This is a genomic window from Allochromatium humboldtianum (assembly GCF_013385175.1).
Classification (GTDB): Bacteria; Pseudomonadota; Gammaproteobacteria; order Chromatiales; family Chromatiaceae; genus Thermochromatium; species Thermochromatium humboldtianum.
Genome location: NZ_JABZEO010000016.1, coordinates 15,174 through 33,313 on the forward strand (window position 1 = coordinate 15,174; position 18,140 = coordinate 33,313).

General features: G+C 65.4%; 9 protein-coding genes. 8 read left to right on the top strand and 1 reads right to left on the bottom strand.

Translation table 11 applies throughout. The features are described from left to right. Nucleotides 1–29: 29 nt before the first annotated feature. From HW932_RS17850 to HW932_RS17885, 8 genes are all read left to right on the top strand, one after another. Nucleotides 30–767, top strand: coding sequence for an ABC transporter ATP-binding protein (locus HW932_RS17850; protein WP_246296915.1), 738 nt, complete (start codon nucleotides 30–32; stop codon nucleotides 765–767). Continuing rightward, nucleotides 764–2,671, top strand: a complete 1,908-nt coding sequence (locus HW932_RS17855; RefSeq protein WP_176977842.1) for an ABC transporter permease — start codon at nucleotides 764–766, stop codon at nucleotides 2,669–2,671. Before HW932_RS17850 ends, HW932_RS17855 begins: the two co-directional genes overlap by 4 nt. Next, entirely contained in the window at nucleotides 2,661–4,355 is a 1,695-nt protein-coding gene (locus tag HW932_RS17860; protein WP_176977843.1) for an SUMF1/EgtB/PvdO family nonheme iron enzyme, read from the top strand. Before HW932_RS17855 ends, HW932_RS17860 begins: the two co-directional genes overlap by 11 nt. A 34-nt stretch (nucleotides 4,356–4,389) precedes the next feature. Next, entirely contained in the window at nucleotides 4,390–5,049 is a 660-nt protein-coding gene (locus HW932_RS17865; protein WP_176977844.1) for a glycine zipper domain-containing protein, read from the top strand. After that, on the top strand, nucleotides 5,046–5,591 hold the full coding sequence (locus HW932_RS17870; RefSeq protein ID WP_176977845.1) for a hypothetical protein: 546 nt from the start codon (nucleotides 5,046–5,048) through the stop codon (nucleotides 5,589–5,591). The genes HW932_RS17865 and HW932_RS17870 overlap by 4 nt, the downstream gene beginning before the upstream one ends. Further along, nucleotides 5,588–6,712, top strand: a complete 1,125-nt coding sequence (locus HW932_RS17875) for a S41 family peptidase (protein ID WP_176977846.1) — start codon at nucleotides 5,588–5,590, stop codon at nucleotides 6,710–6,712. Before HW932_RS17870 ends, HW932_RS17875 begins: the two co-directional genes overlap by 4 nt. 397 nt (nucleotides 6,713–7,109) lie before the next feature. Further along, nucleotides 7,110–13,415 (top strand): laminin B domain-containing protein, encoded by a 6,306-nt coding sequence (locus HW932_RS17880; RefSeq protein WP_176977847.1) that lies wholly within the window; start codon nucleotides 7,110–7,112, stop codon nucleotides 13,413–13,415. A gap of 49 nt (nucleotides 13,416–13,464) precedes the next feature. Beyond that, nucleotides 13,465–16,953 carry a PQQ-like beta-propeller repeat protein gene (locus HW932_RS17885; protein WP_176977848.1) on the top strand — a complete coding sequence of 1,163 codons (3,489 nt, stop codon included), beginning with the start codon at nucleotides 13,465–13,467 and terminating at the stop codon, nucleotides 16,951–16,953. Here HW932_RS17885 and HW932_RS17890 read toward each other — a convergent pair. Continuing rightward, nucleotides 16,925–18,085, bottom strand: coding sequence for a phosphotransferase (locus tag HW932_RS17890; protein WP_176977849.1), 1,161 nt, complete (start codon nucleotides 18,083–18,085; stop codon nucleotides 16,925–16,927). The two genes, HW932_RS17885 and HW932_RS17890, sit on opposite strands and share 29 nt — an antisense overlap. Nucleotides 18,086–18,140: the final 55 nt, after the last annotated feature.

The following is an 18,140-nucleotide window of genomic DNA, read 5'->3' on the forward strand; positions in this document are numbered from 1 at the left end:
TGCGCGACGGACAGGCACCGATGGTCAGAATGGAGTCGATCGTCAAGCGGCGCGGCCAGGCCGACAGCGGGTTCGAGCTGCGGGTACCCGAGTTGCGGGTCGACACCGGCGAGGTGGTCGCCCTGATCGGCGAGAGCGGGTGCGGCAAGAGCACGCTGCTGGATCTGATCGCGCTCATCCTCGCGCCCACCTCGGCGGTGCAGTTCCGGCTGCACCTCGCCGGGGAGGGTGCCGGACAGGATCTGGCGGCGCTCTGGGCGCGGGGTGACGAAGGCGCGCTGGCGGCGCTGCGGCGCGAGGCGCTCGGCTATATCCCGCAAACGGGCGGGTTGCTCTCGTTTCTGAGCGTGCGCGAGAACATCCGTCTGCCCTGTCGCATCAAGGGCGTCAGCCTCGCGGATCGCGAACTGGAGACCCTGGCCAAGCGGCTCGGCGTGGCCGAGTGTCTGGACCGCAAACCGCATGCGCTCTCGATCGGACAGCGCCAGCGGGTCGCGATTCTGCGAGCCATCGCCCATGGTCCGCGTCTGCTGCTCGCCGACGAACCCACGGCCGCGCTCGACAAGCCGCGCGCACGCGCCGTCCTGGCCGACATGAACGCGCTGGCGTGCCAGCAGCATCTGGCCGTGGTGGTCGTCACGCACGATCTGGATCTGCTGGCCGAGCATGTTGACCGGGCTTATACCTTCGATCTCGAACGCCTCTCGGAGTCCGAGACGCGCTCGACCTGCCGCGCCCTGGATGACGCGAAGCGAGTCATCGCATGAAGACACATCGCTCAGGGCATGCACGCCTGGTGCCGGCCCTGGCAGCGGCGCATCTGCGTCACGACTGGATTCTCACGCTCTGTCTGGTCATCGCGCTGACCGCCGTCATCGCACCGCTCCTGGTGCTGCTCGGACTCAAGCACGGCACCATCGAGACCCTGCGCGAGCGGCTGGTCGAAGACCCGGTCTATCGCGAACTGCGTCCGACCCAGACCCAGCCCTATTCCGAGGACTGGTTCGCGCAGGTCGCGGCCTGGCCGGGCGTGGCCTTTCTGACGCCGACCATCCTGCCGCTCTCTTCGGTGGTGCAGGTGGTGCGGGCCGATGAGACGACGAGTCTGTTCGATCTGATTCCGACGGCGGCCGGCGATCCCTTCCTGCTCGAAAACGGCGCGCCTGTGCCGGGCGAAAACGAGGTGGTTCTCACCGCCGAGGCGGCGCGTCTCAGTGGTGTGGCGGTCGGCGACCGGCTCGGCGTCCGGGTCAGCCGCACCCGTGGCGGGCGCTCCGAGAACGTCCAGGCTGAGTTGAAGGTGGTCGGTGTCCTGCCGATCGGCGCCGGCACCCTGACCCGGATCTATGCGCCACTGGCGTTCGTGCTCGACGTCGAGTCCTACAAGGAAGGCTATGCCGCCGCGCGGCGCGGCTGGCCCGGCGATACGCCCGACCCCTATCCCAGTTTCGACGGCGTGGTGCTGCTGCTCGACGAACCGCTGTCGCCGATCGTGCGCACCGGAGCCATCATCCAGACCGGGTTTGCGCGTATCGGGGAAATCACGCGCGATCAGGCCGAGGCGTTGCTGGGCCTGCCGATTCCGCAACGGCTCCATGCCTACGACCTGAGCACGCCCAACACGCCGATCACCCAGTCCAACATCCGCGCCATTCAGACCAAGCTGCGCGGTCGCGAGCCGCTGCTGCTGCCCTATGTCCGCGACCTCGAACTCATCGGCGCCGATGGTCGGCCGTGGCGTCCGGCCGGGCTTTCAGTGGACGCTGCACAGGCCGCGCGGCTCGATCTGCCGCCCGTGCCCTGGGGCGGCTTCCAGGCACGCCGTGAGCGGGCCGAGGAACTGACGTCCGTGCTTTGGCCGACAGACGCAGAGGCAAATGCGGACTCGGGCGTCGGCTCGGACATGGGCTTGGACTCCAACCCAGACGCCGACACCCGTCAGGGTGCGGATGACGGCATCGTAGTCACGAGTCCGGGACGCACGGAGCTGTCCTTCGTCCTGCGATCCCTGGGGCCGAGTCCCGTGTCCGAGCCGCTGGCGCCGATCGAATTGCTCGGCATCCTGCGCACGGCTCAGGATCGGGCCGTGGCCTATGTCGCGTCGAGCGGACGCTTCGAGATGCAGCGCGCCGGCTATCGGGGATTCCGGCTCTATGCCGCCAGTCTCGACGACGTGCCGCGACTCTATCGGCGTCTGCGCGAACAGGGTCTGGAGGTCGACGCCGCGATCGAGGCCATCGAACGCATCCAGGCGCTCGACGGCGGAGCGACGCGCCTGTTCTGGCTGATCGCCTTGCTCGGGCTGTGCGGCGGAACGGCAGTGCTAGTCGCCAGTCTCTATGCCGCCGTCGATCGCCTGCGCGCCGAACTCGGCATCATCCGGCTGCTCGGGCTGTCGCGCGCGCATGTGGCCTTCTTCCCGATCGTCGAGGGGCTCATGATCGCGGCCCTGAGTCTGGCGGTCAGCTTCGGCGCCTATGGCGCGCTCGCCACCGTCATCAATCGCAGCTTCGCCAACGAGCTGGCGCCGGACGAGCGCTTCTGCGCCCTGCCCGCCTCACTGATCGCGCCCATCGTCCTGACCACACTGCTGCTGGCCTGTCTGGCCGCGCTGGTCGCGGCCTGGCGCTCCACCAACATCGATCCGTCGGAGGTCGTCCGTGCCGATTGAACGCCGCTCGATCCAGGGTTTGCGTCCGCTCTTCGGACGGCTCGGGCTATGGCTCTGCCTGTGCCTGAGCGCCGTTGCTGTGCTCGCCGAACCGCCGCCGCGCACGCCCGACAACCCCAAGCCGGCCGAGGGCGATGTCGTCATCGACCTGCCCAACGAATCCCAACTCGTCTTCCGACGACTCACGGTGCCCGGCCCAGGTTTCTGGGGCGATCAGCAGCGCGTCATCCAGATCGGCGATGCCACAGGCGGGATCTTCGAGGGACTGCAACGCACCCAGATCAGCGGTTCTTTTCCAAACGCCGACGGCACCGGCTGGGAGATCCTGCTGGCCAAATACGAGCTGACGCGCGGTCAATACATCGCCGTCATGGGTCTGGAGCGTCTGCTTGCGGTCAGCGCCGATCCCGAGGATCAGAAGATCCCGACCCTGGACGGACGCGCCAAGCGCGAGGCCCTGATGCGTCCCCTGGCCTCGGTCAGCCATCAGGACATCCAGGACTTCATCCGCACGCTCAATCAGTGGCTGTTCGACCCCGCGCATCCCGAGCGCACCACCAAGCTGCCGACATACGCCGATGTCCCCGGCTTCATCCGTCTGCCGACCGAAGAAGAACTGGAATACGCCACGCGCGGCGGCCAACCGGCCCTTGAAGCCGGCGTCTTCGACGATCGACTGCCCTTCGATGCCGCCCGTCTCGACGAGTACGCCTGGCATCTGGGCAATGCCAAGCATCAGTTGCGCCCGATCGGTCTGCGCCAACCCAATGGGCTGGGCCTCTACGATCTCATCGGCAACGCCCAGGAGATGACCACGGGCGTCTTTCGTCCCGAGATCTGGCAGGGCAAGCCGGGCGGCGTAGCGGTACGCGGCGGGAGCGTCTCGACACCGCCCGCCGATCTGCGCAGTTCACTGCGCGCCGAACTCGACGTCTATGCCTGGAAACCCGACGAGGGCCGGATCGAGGAACGGCGCTCCTACAATACGGGCGCACGTCTGGCGATCGGCTCGAACGTGGTTCTGACGACCGCGCAGCGCAAGGCGCTGGAGGATGAATATCTCGCCTACCGTAACGAGACGCGCCGCGCCATGCCGGTCGGGCGCACACTCGACAACCTGGTCGCCCAGGCCAGTGTGCAGCTCGGCACCGTCGATCCCATCATCGAGCGCCTGATGGCCGACAACCCCGCACTGCGCGAGCCGCTGCAAACGGTCCAGGTCTACATGGACCGGGCGCGCGACCGACTCGAACTGGCCCAGCGCGAGAGCGCCCGCAGTCTCGCCCAGGACGCGGCGCGCAACGGCGTCAATCTCAGCGTCTATCTCTCGCGTCTGGAGCGTCTGGCCGCCACCCTGGAATCGGCTCAAAAGCTCGCCGAACTCTCGACCCGCTATCAGGATCAGGTCGAGGCCGTCGAACGCTCGATCCGGGAGATCGAGACCGCCGCGCGCGAACAGTTGCAGGGCTATCGCGACAAGATCGCCAAGCTCGGCGAGTACGAGCCGGACTACATCGCTCAGGCCTTCAAGACCCTGGGTGAAGGCGAGCTGCCGGTGCGCGAACGCGCGGTGATGGAACTGCTCGCCGTCCATGTCGAGGAATTCGCCGAACAGCGCCGGGCCGAACCCGAACGCTGGCTGGAGGAATTCCGTGCACGTTTCAAGGACTTCAAGGACAACTGAAAACCCGACACAGAGCCAACCGAGGACATCGACCATGTCAAAATCGACGCCAAGATCGAACCCCACTCTGCCCTTGCTCCTAGCCTCCGGATTGGTCACGGGGTGCGCCAATATCCAGGACGATCAACAGCGCACCCAGGCCGAGGGCGCGGCGGCCGGCGCCGTGATCGGCGCCCTCATCGGCTATGCCATCGACAAGGAACAGGGCGCAGCCATCGGAGCCGTGATCGGCGGTGGCGCCGGCTTCGTCGTCGGCAACGAGATCGCCAAGCGCAAGAAGGCCTATGCCAATACCGAGGACTTCCTGAATGCGCAGATCGCCCGCGTGGCCGAGTTCAACCGCACCACGCTCGCCTACAACAACAAACTGCGCCGCGAGATCGCCAGTCTCGATCGTGAATCCAAGCGCTTGCAGGCCCAATACAAGTCCGGAGCGATCAAGAAGCAGACGCTGGTCAGTAAGCGCAATGCCCTGAATGAGAAGATCGCCGGCAGCAAGAAGCTCGAACAGACCCTGGTCCAGGAGCAGAAGGTCCAGTCGCAGATCCTGGCCGAGGAGCGCAAGACACGCCCGGCGAACGATCCCTATATCCGCAAGCTCGAACGCGAGGTCAAGACCCTGCAAGGCAACATCGATACGCTGCGCAGCAACAACACCCAGTTGGCCCAGATCGATCCGAGGTTGTCGGTATGAAGTCGCCCATTGCATGGTCGATCGTACTCTTCGCTCTCTGGCTCAGCGGCTGCGCCTCGGTGTCCACTGATCCGCGCGAAGGCGGACTGGCGGGCGGCATCAAGGGTCTGAGCACGGGCGCCTATGACGCACGCATCCAGGAACGCGAGGATCGTCTGGCGGTTCTCCGTCAGGTTCAGGGCGAGCTGGAGACCGAGCGCGCCGATCTCGAGTACACCAAGGCCCAGCGCAAGCAGAAGGTCGCCGCCGAGCGTGCGCGCGTGCGCCGGATGAACCGCGATATCGCCGCCCTGAATCAGCGGGTCGACAGCCTCTCGGTATCCGCGAACCGCAACGATCAGCGGGTCCGGACACTGCGCACGCGGGTTCCGCAGATCCAGAGCCAGTCGGCACGGCTGCAATCGGATCTGGATGCGTTGGAGGGCAGCGGCCTCGGAGACACCGAAGCTGATCTGAAGCGTGCTCAGCTCGAACAGCAGCGCGCCTCGCTGCAAAGCGAGTACGACCTGCTCAACCAGATGTCGCTGGATCTGGCCCGGTGACAAGGCGCCGGACGCGCGGAGTCCGCACACTGGCGTTTCTGACCGCCTGCGCGTTCGCGCTCACGGCCGGAGGCGCCGGGGTTCCGCTCGACGAGATCCGCCAGGTGTTGCGCGAGCAGGCGCTGACAGCGCCGGCAGAGTCGCGCTTGCGCGACCTGGACGCGGCGAATCTTGCTATCGGGTTGCAGGCCATCGACCCGGCGGCGCGCTATTTTCCGCGTGCGCTCTATCGCTCGCCGAATCAGGGCCGCGACGCCATGAGCGGCATCGGCGCCGAACTCCTGCCGAGCGGCGACGATCTCTGGCTGCTGCCGTTCCAGGGGGGCGCGGCGGCGACGGCCGGTCTGACCGATCGCGCGCGACTGCGGACGATCGATGGTCGGTCCATCGCGGGCTTGAGCCTGGATGAGATCGCCCAGCGGCTCCGCGGGCCGGCGGGGACGCGGGTCGTGGTCGGCATCGAGGACGCGGCCGGCGGCGCACGGCGGCTGACGATCGAGCGCCGGTCGTTCCGCCCGCTGGATGTCGAACTGGTGCAGCCGGGCGCGCATCGCATCCTGCGCGTGCGTGAGTTCGTCGCTGGACTCACCCGCCCCGCCCTGCTGGCCACGGTCGACTTCATCGAGAACACCGGTGCCGGCCAATCCGAGCAAGACCCCATCATCCTGGATCTGCGCGACGCGACCGGCGGCGATCTGTTCGAGGCGTTGGATATCGCCGCGCTCTTTCTGCCCGAGGGCGCGCAACTGGCGACCCTGGCGGCGCGCGGCGGGGTGACGAAGACGATCCGCGCGCCAGCGGGTACGGATCTGGAGCAGCCGTTGATCCTGCTGATCGGTCCGGGCACGGCCAGTGCCGCCGAGATCCTGGCCGGCATCCTGCGCGACCATGGACGCGCCCGGCTCGTCGGCCAAACGACCTACGGCAAGTGCGACTCGCAAACCGACGTGCGTCTGTCCGACGGATCGGTGCTGCGCTTCACCAACCGGGCGGTGCGCCTGCCGAGCGGTGAACACTGTTCCGGTGTCGGGATCGCACCCGATCTCGCCGTCGACACAGCCACGCTAAATGATCTGTCACGACTGGTCCCGAGGGCCATTGGAGCCATCCATGAGCGCTAGGAATCTCGAACGAACCGACATACCCGGAAGAATCCAAACCGCTTGGAGACCCGCTGTCCGATGGATGCTCTGCCTCGTGTTGGTGTTAACGACCTTGGCACCCGCGTTTGGCGATGAGACGCACGATGAAATCCTACGAGCCGCCCAAAATCCTCTTTTGAGTACGACCCCGCGCGATCAGGCGCTCGTACTCAAGCACATCAATGAGATACACCTCCTGCGGGGGATGGGACGCCTCACCGACCCGCAGTATCAGAATCTGATGTTTTGGCATCAGAGCCAGAATCTTTTGATTGCCCGACAGGCGATCGAGCGACTTGGAGTCTACAAGCTCGATGTCCAGAAGGTAGCGTCCGACGCAGGCGCATGGCGAACAGGATCGGACACGGACTTTCTCGTGTCGCGCACGGATGGTAAGCCGGTCACACTCGAGGACATCCAGGCCATCGAGCGTGCTTATCGGATCGCGACCAATGAGCAGATTCGACGGTTGGGCCGGGGTGAAATCAAGCCGCCCTCACAGCGTTATGACACCAGTACCGATTTCATGGTGGCCCATGATGCGACCACACCCGAGGAATTCGCGCGTATCGGCACTCATTTCGAGAACAAGCAGGCCGATACCTACAAGCGTATCGAGGCCGCGCGCGTCGAAGCCCAGATGCGTACCCCAGGGGCCGAGATCGATCTCCTGGATGGCGGCCACTATGTAAACGAAATGGTCGATCAGGCTACGCGCAAACAGGCACGCATCGATGCATTGAGGCGTGAACGCGCCAGTGCCGATCCCGAGCAACGGGCGAGGATCGATGCCCAAATCCGGCAACTCGAATACGAACGCAACAAATACATCAAGCGCGTCAATGCCCTGAACACCCATCTGGCGGGCAGTCAGACCTCGAATGTCGAGGGCATGCAGGATCTTGCGCGGCAGGCGAAACTGGCCTATCTGCGCACCCTCAATCACATGCTCGTCGGCTTGCCCGAGGGAACCAAGGCCCGACAAGCGAGTTTCGTTCTGGCCCTGCACATCCATGATCTGCCACCGGCACTCCGTCAGGCGCAGATCGCGGGACTCGATCCGAGTGTTCAGTCAAGGGTTCTGGAACAACTCAAACAGTTCGAGCAACTCAGACGCGCGGAGCGCGAACGTGTCTCCAAGCAGGAGGTTGTCAAGCTGGAGGGGTTCCTGAGCCAGACCGAACTCGGTCAACGACTCATCAAGGTCTTCGGTGCCGAAATCGAGGCACTCACCACCCGACCTACGGAGAGTTCGCGCTTCATCGCCGATCTTTATCGAGATCTGTCGGCAGTCGATCAGAAAATTCAGAATCGCGCCCAATCGCTGGCGATGTGGCTCGACGTCGTCACACAGATTCGCAAGGCCAAATCCGATGCCGATCTGGCCATTGCCCTGGGGCGGACCCTGGCCTCCAAGACCTATTACGGCCTGATCGCCAGCTATGCCTATACCGGACTCGTCGAACGCGATCCAACGGCACTGGCCAAATCACTCATCATCCTGCTCTGTCCCAAGGCCGCTTTGCCTCAGGTGGTACAGGCCATCGGCGGATCGGTCATCGAGTTGACGACATCCACCGTCTTCGATCATCAATTCATGGTGCTCTATGTCAGCGCCGATTTCGACAAGGACGATGGTCACTTACTCGGATTGAAAGACTTCCACGATGGACCGGATGCCGTCTGCCGCTTCGTCCATGAGACGCTGCAACCCGGTGGGGAACACTGGGTCGAGGGACTCTTCACACGCGCTCTGGATCTGGCCAAGGAGCGCAATCTGAGCCAGGAAGTGCTCAGCGGACTGAATGCCTTCGGCAAGCATGCCTTCGTGCAAGCCCTCGAAAGTACGATCTATGGAGGTTCGGCCAGCTTCATGGCCGACAATGCCAGCGTGCAACAAGCCCGCGCTGAGGTTGCCGCCGTGACGCAGCTCATCGACGACTTTGCCGAAGGACTCGGCATCGAGGTTCCGCTGACGGCGGATACGTCCTGGCCTGGATTGAGCGCGCTCGAACCTGCGGCTCAACAGGCATTTCGCAAGCTGTTCGAGTTACGTTCACAGACCTGGTCCAAGACCGAACAAACCCTTTGCGCCGCCATCAAGGAGAGTCTTGAGAGACGCCATCGTGCCGAGATGGCGCTCGCGGGGGGAGATGCGGCCGCGCTTGCGCTGTTGGAGCAGGTCGAAGCACTGTTGCATGCCTTGGATATCCACGAGTTGGGCTTGTCATGGCTGAATTACGAGGGAACCTATAATCTGGTCATGCGCACCCTGGTCATCTCCAACCAGGAGCAGCGTATCAAGGCCATGGAAACCTTGCAGCGCTATCACACGGGCTATTCGGCGGTCCAGGAGATACGCCGGATCATCGAAAGCCTGATCGTGACGAGCGCCGACAGCCGCCTCTCGCCGCGTCCATTGACCGGCGCCCCTCCCCTGACCGGCGATCCGGAATTCGATCATGCACTCGCGGCCAGGACACTCGAGCGACTTACGGAAGACCTAGCCGGCTACGAGAAACGTCTACTCTGGACCAAGCGTAACGGCGTCAACGACTGGCTGGCGAATCTGGACGATGACTTCGATCGGCAGACGCTCGAGCAGATCACGGTGGCGCTGATCGACTATCACAACGCCTCCGCCACGATGCAGGGTGCCTCCCATATCCAGACCCGCGTCAACAAAGTGCTCGAATTCGGTAAGAGTACCCTGGCGCATCTCAAGCATCGCGAGGCCTTCGGTCGAACCGAGCGACTGAGATCGACCATCGAGGATCTCATCACTCGATTCGAGGAACGCTATCGCATCCGGGAACCCGAGCTGTCGATCCTGCCGCCACCGGCGATCGTCGAAGGACGCGCAACCACGGACGAACTCTATGTCTTTGGCCTTGCCTCCCAGCATCTGCCCCCAGCGGGAGCTACCTATGTCTGGCGTGAGGATGGGCATGAGATCGGTCGTGGCGAGCGGCTCTTGTATGCCTTCGACGCAGCAGGCCGAAAAACGCTGAGCATCGATGTCGCATGGAGCAAATCGGATCGAGTCATTCGCGAAGGCAAGGTCTCGGCCAAACTCGTGGTCGACATCCTTCAGACGGCGAAGAAACCTGGATTGACGATCGATGCCCCCGAAGATCTGAGTTCGAGTGGTGCATCAGGACGATCCTATGTGCTTCGCGCGGCGGCGATCGATATCCCGGCTGACGCCGAGTTCATCTGGTTGATCGATGGGGTTGAGTCAGGTCAGGGAAAACAGTTCGTGCTGAACGCCGACCGCCCTGGCTCCAGGGCCATCGAGTTGGTCGCGCGTTGGAAGGTCGCCGGGAGTTCCACGGGCGTCGAGACGATTTGGGCACCCCCGTTGATTGCTCGAATCGTGGAGGATGCCGACAAAACCGATGACCCCAAGCCCACCGGAACTACCGAGCAAAAACCGGCTTGCTCCTACGCATATAGCGCCTGGAGCGACTGCAACCGCGCCACCAAGACCCAGACGCGAACGGTCACAGCCCGCGAGCCGGCCGGCTGCGAGGAGCGCCAGAAACCAAGCCTCGAACAGTCCTGCACTCCACCACCGACCGAAGAGGAGCTGCGCCACCGCTATTTCAACTGCCTCTGTCGCTGCTCCAGCGGCTGGGCGGGACACATCGGCGTCTGGTACGACCCCGAGGGCAAATCCATTCCCGAATGCGAGAGTTCCGGGCCCTGCTTCGGCGGCGCCGGAGCCTTCGGCTGCACCCGCCGGCATTTCTTCGCCGGGCCGAGCGACTGCGCCAAGGGCTGTTGGGAAGGCTCCTGGGGTAAGGGCGCCTATGACCCGGCCAAGGCCGATGCGTTGCGCAAAGGCGAGAACCGCAAATACAAGAAACCCCTGACCGTCCAGATCGAGGCGTCCAAGAACCCGGCCGATTTCGGCGACATCGTCGACCTGACCGCCAAGACCTCGGAAGGCTCGGGCGGCTACAGCTGGAGCTGGAGCGGCTGTGCCGAAGACGCCGCAAAAGACCGAGCCAAGGTGCCCTTCACCCAGTCATGCCGACCCTGCACGGCCAATGTCACGGTCACGGATCAGGACGGCGATACGGCCTCCGACTCGCTGCCGGTGCAATGTACCGCGCTCAGCGTCAAGCTGACCAAGGAGCGTCCGGCCGAAAACACCATCCCGGTCGGCGACAAGGCGGGGCTGCTCGCCGAGGTGTTCTCGGGCGATCAGCCGGCCGGCGGTCGCTTCACCTATTACTGGGAGCCGAACCCCGACGTCCAGTATGGCGGTGATCCGAAGAATCCGAGCTACGAGACCAGCGGCGGCGCGCAATCGCGCAACACGGCGCTGTTCCGTCAGACCGGACGCACGCCGGTCTGGGTCACGGTGCTCAAGCAGGTCGGCGAGACCAAGGTCACAGTGGGCGAGTCCGAACAGATCCTGATCGACGTGATCAGCCCGCAACTCAGCCTCAAGGCCGACAAGACCAGCCCGCTGATCGGCGAGACGGTGGTACTCACCGTCGAGGAAACGCCGAAGATGAGCGACGATCTGGTCAGCTTCTGGTGGGAATACAGCGGCGAGGCCAGCAACCCAGGTGTCCACCCCAATACGCCCAACAGCCGCGCCTGGTCGTACAAGCCCAAGAACGACAAGCCCGTCACCATCACCGTGCATGCCAAATCGAAGGACAGCGGCGAGGAACTCGACAGCGCCTCTCTCACCCTCACCGCACGACGCATCCAGGTCAGCGTCAGCGGACCCAGGATCGCCGGTCCGGCGCCCATGGTCTGGAAGCCGGGAGTCGGCCTGGTCGCCGCCGAACGTCAGGTCGCCGAACACCAGCGGGTCGAGTTCTCCGCCACGCTCAACCCGTCTATCGACAATCCGCGCTACCAGTGGCGGATCGAGCCGTCCGGCTGCTCGATTCATTCCCCGAGTGCTCGCGACACCGGCGTCACCTGCTCCAGCACAGGCAGCTACAGTCTCAGCGTGACCGTGAAGAACGCCGACGGCGCCGAGCTGGGCAGCGGCGCCGGTCAGCTCAGTGTCAGCGTCTCGCAGGCCGCCGTGGACTCCGGTCGGAAGACGGCCAAGGCGATCGAGGAAACACTCGCGCAGGCCCGCGAACAGGCCGGGCGCGGACGTCTGGACGAGGCGCTGTCGCTCGCCAAGCAGGCGCTCGCACTCGATCCCGCCTATGCGCCGACCAAGCAGTATGTCGCCAGTGTCGAGAAGGCCAAAGCCGGCCTCGATCGCGACCTCGCCGCCATCGAGCAACTGATCGGGCAGGGCAAACTGGACGCTGCGCGTTCACGGCTCGACACGCGCGCGAAGGCATTCCCCGAGTATCCCCCGCTCGTCGTACTCCAGGAGCGGCTGAAACAAGCGTCCAAGTCCACCGGCGAGAAGGGCGTCAAGACAGCCACGGCGACCGGCGTCTGGGAAGTCGTCGCCAATGGCTGGCCGGGGCGGCTCGAACTGGGAGCGAACTGTACGCGACTGCGCATCGAACGCGGCTGGGAAGCCCTGGCGTCCGTTTCGGTGGCAGACGGCGTCCTGAACTTCACCCGCCCACTCGGCGCCGTGACTCAGGTCTATCGCGGCACGCTGAGTGCCGATGTCGTGCAGGGAACCTTCACCCAGGGCGGCGCACCCAGGACATACGATTGGTCGGGAAAGCGTCTGGCCGGCGAGACGCCCTGCAGCGATGACACGACGCCCGATCCTGAATCCAAGCCCGAGTCCGGGCCGACATCAGGTCCGGCCAAACCCACCGACAACAGCGGGACCATGTCGGGTTGGAGCGTCGACTCCGATGTCGTCGAATCGACGGCCGGTGAGATCAGCACCAGTCCGCCATCGGACGGCGTCACCAGCTATTACAGGGCTCCGGCCTCACTGCTCGGCGACTGGTCCGGATTCAGCCGGCTGAGCTTCGACAAGAAGAGCAGCGGCGGCCGCTCCTACGCCAGTCCGGACGAGTACGGAGCCGATGGCGACGTCGTCATCGAGAGTCCGCACGGCACGGCCAGATTCGATATCGAACCCGATCACAGCGGCAACTGGCGTACCTATCGGATCCCGCTCAGCGGCGATGGCTGGAAGCTCGGCGGCGGGGCGCGCTCGCTGGCCGAGGTGCTGACGAACGTGACGGGGCTGCGGATTCGTGCCGAATATGGCGTGGGCAAGGACGAATCGGCGCTGCGCGCCGTCCGGCTGGACGGGCAGGCGGCTGCAACGTCACCGCCATCCGGCACGCAGACCGCAACCACGTCCGCTGTCTCGTCTACTGAGACCAGGATCCCGGCCGAGCCGGTCGTCTCCTTCGACAACGGCAACATCTACGGCGTCGGCAACGGTCCGACCTCGACCACGACCTTCGAGCTGGAGGAGCCGCGCATCCTGGCCATGATCCAGAACTACCACTGGAACTCGGCCCGTGGCGCGACACCCGGCACCATCGCCCTACGCGACGCCCAGGGCCGCCAATACGGCCCCTGGCAGACCGAGGGCAGTCCGGGTCAGGGCGGCGTGCCCAATGCGTACTGGACGGCACGTCCGATGATCCGGTTGCCGGCCGGTGTCTACACGGTCATCGACTCCGATCCGGCATCCTGGGCGCAGAACGCACAATCAGACGGACGCGGCTTCACGCGCGTCGAGACCCTACCGGCGTCTGGTGGCGTGAATCCCTGATTCACCTCACATGCACCATCGCTTTACACCAACCCTAGAGGACAAGACGATGCGCGATCGAAGACACAACGACTGGCGTTGGCTGTCCGCCGGACTGCTTTTGCTCCTGGCTCAGAGCGGCGTCTCGGCCCGCGAGACCTTCGAGGTCATGGAGGTCGAGGGCCGTGTCGAACAGGCGACTGGACCGGCTGAGTTGCAGCAGCTCGACGCCGAGGATCGAGTCACGGTACGCGCCCTGATCGGATTCGGGCGTCTGCCGGAGCCGCTCAGGAAACTGGTGCTCGAACTGCGCGGACTGGGTGTCGATGCACTGGGCGCGGGTGCGAACGAGATCCGCGACTTCATCGCCCAGGCCGAAGCCGGGACGCTGAAAGCGGACCCGCAACAGTTGCAGGCGCTGCTGACCCTGCTCGAAGACCGCGAGTATCTGGAATGGACACCGTTGGCCCCAGGTGCCACGGTCGAACTCGACGCGCACGACTGGATTCGCGGCGATGGACGCGCCGTGCTGCAAGCGGCGTCCGGTCAACGCCAGACGCTCGCGGCCGAGGAACGCCCGAGTCAGGCCGGCCCCATCGTTACCACTCAGGATCAGGAGCCAATCGCACCCGCAACCCCGATCGCCGAAACGACCGCCACCGTCCCCGCCGACCGGATCTGGATGAACGATGGCCCTGGTATGCGTGTCTTCGACCATCGCCGCCCGGATCACGGTCTGTCGCTGGAGGCGCTGGAAGCGTCCGGCATCGCCGCCATGCCCGATGCCGGCTATGTCGTGGCCGGCAGCGTCCAGGGGGCGGGAGGACGGGAGGTCTGGGCCGCCCGCTTCGACGCCGATCATGACCTGCTGTGGTCGCGCGCGCTCGGCGGCTCCTTCGATCTCCACATCATGGCCGTGACTGCGCTGGGCGACGACGGCGTTCTGATCGGCGGCTCACTCAATGAGAAGCAGGCAGGGTTCCTGATCGCCCTGGACGCTCAAGGCGAACCGCGCTGGACACAGGTTCTGGGCAGGTCGGAAAACGCCGCCGTCGAGGTGCCGCTGGCACTGGCCACCGATGCCGCCGGCAATGCGCTCATGGCCGGCGAGAACATCGGCGCCGATCAGCAATTCAAGGGCTTCGTTGCGCTCATCGCCGCCGATGGTCAGCCGGGATGGCGTCTCGATCTGCCTGCGACCAGCGGCGTGCGATCAGTCATCCTCACCAACAGCGGCTGGTCGATCGCCGGCGAGTCAGCCGGCACGTCCGGTGCACCCTGGGTAGCCGGTCTCGACCCGACGGGACATCTGACCTGGGAACGGACCTATGCCGATCTCGCGGCGCGTGGCGCCCCCGTCCTGGCCGGTCTGGACGACGGCGGAATCGTGCTGGCGGCTCGTAGCGCCGAGGGCACCAGCGACCCGCTCTGGCTGCGCCGGCTTTCGTCCAACGGCGAGCCGCTGGAGACCCAGCGTCTGAGTCCGGCAGTCGGCGAGCAGGACGGCATCGAAACCCTGGCGCGCCTGACGCGCGACGCCGAAGGCGCGTTGTGGCTCGCGGGTATGACCCAGGGACAGGATGCCTGGCTCGCCCGCCTGTCGAGCACGGGCGACGTGCTCTGGACCAAACGCTATGGCCGCGCGGCCCCGGATCGCTTCAGCGATCTGCATGTCCGGCCCGATGGTCTGATCGCCGTCGGCCACACGCAATCGGAGGACACCGACGCCCGTGGTCTGTGGGTCGTGACGCTCGACGCCAATGGTCAGCCGCGCCCCGCTCCCGAATACTCGCCGGCAGCGCGCGACCTGATCGCCCGCTTCGAGTCCAGTCTGGCGTCGCTGGACGATGACGTGCGAATCGGCGGCGCACCGCTGATCAGCCAACAGGCGGATGGCGGGTTGCGCTTGGCCCTGCCCTTCCTGCGCATCGACGATGGACTCCCCGTCTCCAATGAATCGGCGGCGCTCGATGTGAACTGGCTGAGTGTCGACCTGACCCCTGGGGCCGTTCCGGACAGCTGGCAGGTCGCGATCGACTGGCCCGAGACCCTGACGCTGCGCAACAGTGACGGCAACGAGATCGGTACACTCCGAACCGCCGGACATCGTCTGGAATTGGACTGGCCGGCGCCCGATGCCATGCCAACGCGCCTGGATTTCGCCCTCGAAGATGTCCAGATTCGCGTCGACGGTCAGGCCCGACTCCAGCCCATCCATGAAGCCCTGGGCCTCCCGCTGGGACCGGATAGTCTGGGCAGCGATGACACCGACCTGGGGCTGATGACATTGGGCACGCTGCGTCTGGCAATCACCCCGGAATCGGCGCCTGAAGCTGTGCGCACAACCACGTCGCAGTCCCTGGAACTGGCCGATCTGCGTGCCCAGAGCCGCTCGGGAGCCGACACTGTGCAGCTCGGCGGTCTGCGCTTCAACGTCGACTATCGCGACCTGGATCTGGCCGCACTCACCGCCGGCTATGGATCACTGCTCGAAATGATCGAGTCCGGCACGGAGACGCCGGACATCGAGACGCTGCGCCGGACGATCGAGCGCTTGCTCCAGGCGAGCGGCCAGGTCGAGACCTCAGTCGTCATGACCGATTTCGCCGCCGATCTCCCCAGTGAGGACATCAACTACCGGATCGCTGAATTCAGCGTCTCGGCCCAGGGCGGGCCGGCCGACGAGGCCGGTCGATCGTGGAATCTGCGGACCGGCTATGGGTTGCGCGGTCTGACGATGAAAGAGGACGGGCAGGACAACAGGATCGACGCCCTGAGCTTCGATCTCGCCATCGACCGGCTCGCGCTCGCCGCGATCCTGGATGTCGCTCTGGCACAGGCGCTAGGTCAGCCACCCGCCGAGGCCAGTCTCGCGCAGGCGCTCGGACAGCCGGTCGCGGGCGCGGAGCTGGGCTTCGCGATCGATGCCCTGCACATCGCCACACCCGATGCGCCACCGGCGAATGTCGATGCCATGCACTTCGCACTGACCCTGAGTGAGGCCGCCGGCCCGAGGCCCCAACTGACGCTGCGCTACGACCACGCCGGTATCGGCCCCATTCCCGACCTGCCACCCGAGCTCGTTCCGGGCAAGGTCGATCTGGGTCTGGTGCTGTCGGGACTGGCGCCCAGCACCCTGGCGCCGGTCCTGCTCCAGGGCGAACCCGATCCGGCTCAGATCATCGGGCTGCTGGCGCAACAGGCCGCCCGGCTCGACATCGAGACGATCAACGTCGACATGCCTGGAACCGGGGTCCGGATCACGGGCGTGGCCAACGCCGAGCAGACCGCCGCGCCGGACGCTCCAGGTCTCATCCGGCTGGATCTCGAAATCCGGGTGCGCGACTTCGATACCCTGATCGCGCGGATCGGCGAGACCCTGTCGCCCGACGAACAGCGCGACCTGAACGCCACGGCGGCCCTGATCAAGCTGATGGGCAACGAAGAGCCGCAGGCCGACGGTTCGACGCTGCACCGCTTCGAAGTGACAGGCGACAGCACCGGGGATCTCAAGGTCAACGGCAAGGATCTCACGCCGATCCTCGAAGCGGTCCAGTAGCGGATGGCCGGCCGGAGACCGGGTGAAACGCGGCCTCGATCGCAGCCCGGATCGCCGGCTCCCGGCGCTCGATATCGGCGACCAGGGCGAACTGGATGCGCGCCTTGACCAGATTGCGTCCCGGCCGGTCGACCTTGAAATAACGGTCGCCCTGGAGGTGATCGGTGAGAAAGCGCAGACCCAGTTCGAAGGGCATCACCCGGATGCCGTCGAACAGACAGTCGATATCGTCCTCGCCCAGCCAACCGCGCGTCGCCTCGGCATAGCCGGTGAGGATCGCTTCGGCGAGCGCAAGATCGAACCGAACCTTCGAGGGATCGGTCTCGCCCTCGCCGAGGGCATTGCAGCAGGAACGCAGACAGTCGCCCAGATCGTGCTGGATCAGCCCCGGCTGCACGGTGTCCAGATCGATCAGCGCCAGCGCGCGTCGCCCGTCGCGGTCGAAGAGGATGTTGTCGAGCTTGGGATCGCCGTGGGTGAGACGCGGCGCGATCCGACCGGACTGCACGGCACGATCCAGGGCTTCGGCCAGATCCGACCGCGCCTCGATGAAGCTCTGGAGTGCGGTGATCTCGGACGCCGTCGGATCAGGGCCGGGGCGCACGGAGCCACTCGGCGTGGCGACGGACGGATCGAACAACGCTCTCAGACGTTCGAGATAGCTCGGCGTGTCGTGATAGCCCGGCAGCGTGACGGCGAAGTCGGCGCTCGGCAGCACCGCCGTCCAGCGATGGAAGCGCCCGAGCACCCGACCGACCTCGCACGCCTGAGTCTCATCCTGAAGCCGTGACAGATTACAGGTGTCGGGGATGAATTCCATCAGACGCCAGACGGCGCCCGCGTCATCGCGCACGAAGCTCGCCCCATCATGGGCCTGGATCAGGACCGGCACGCGCAACCCGAGCGACTCGGGCCGATCGGGATGGCGTGCCAATCGCGACAGATTGGCCATGATCCGCTCCGGCTCGGGAAAGACATGGCCGTTGATGCGCTGGAGCACATAGTCACGCCCCCCCGACTCCAGTCGATAGGTGTCGTTGATCAACCCCCGCCCCAGCGGCGAGATGGAGCCGATGGGTGGGGCGATCCTGAAACGGGAGGCGAATTCGATCAGCGCTGGGTCGATGGGCACGGGGTCTGAGCCGACAGGAGGATCGGTGCCTGGTTTGGATGGCTTGCGAACGGCC

Bases quoted from the DNA above. Each gene is read 5' to 3' on its own strand.
- HW932_RS17850 (WP_246296915.1), top strand. From the start codon at position 30: ATGGAGTCGATCGTCAAGCGGCGCGGCCAGGCCGACAGCGGGTTCGAG.
- HW932_RS17855 (WP_176977842.1), top strand. From the start codon at position 764: ATGAAGACACATCGCTCAGGGCATGCACGCCTGGTGCCGGCCCTGGCA.
- HW932_RS17865 (WP_176977844.1), top strand. From the start codon at position 4,390: ATGTCAAAATCGACGCCAAGATCGAACCCCACTCTGCCCTTGCTCCTA.
- HW932_RS17870 (WP_176977845.1), top strand. From the start codon at position 5,046: ATGAAGTCGCCCATTGCATGGTCGATCGTACTCTTCGCTCTCTGGCTC.
- HW932_RS17885 (WP_176977848.1), top strand. From the start codon at position 13,465: ATGCGCGATCGAAGACACAACGACTGGCGTTGGCTGTCCGCCGGACTG.